Consider the following 304-nt stretch of genomic DNA (forward strand, 5'->3'; position numbering starts at 1 on the left):
AGTCTCCCTGCGTGAGACAGATACCGGTATCAATCGGATCACTGTATTTCGTGTTTAACTCAATATCATAGTTTACCATCTATACCACCTTTCCCATGATTACATATGACGCCCCTGCTCTTATCAACAAAACTTTATCTCCTATGGATGGCGCATAACTGGAAATATATTTATACGGCTTCTGGCTGGCCGTTCCCTCCCCATAAAAGCGGACATATGGACGCCCGTTAGATATACTCATCACATTTGCCATTCGATAAGTTTTTCTCTCACCTACGACATAATCTTTTATGTCCTGGAGACG

1 protein-coding gene is annotated in these 304 nt (G+C 42.4%); it reads right to left on the reverse strand.

What is annotated here, in order from left to right:
* Positions 1-79 precede the first annotated feature (79 nt).
* Positions 80-304: hypothetical protein (locus NE473_RS31095; RefSeq protein WP_256265639.1), on the reverse strand; the 225-nt coding region annotated here is incomplete at its 5' end.

This window comes from Hungatella sp. SL.1.14, from assembly GCF_024460495.1.
GTDB lineage: Bacteria > Bacillota > Clostridia > Lachnospirales > Lachnospiraceae > Hungatella > Hungatella hathewayi.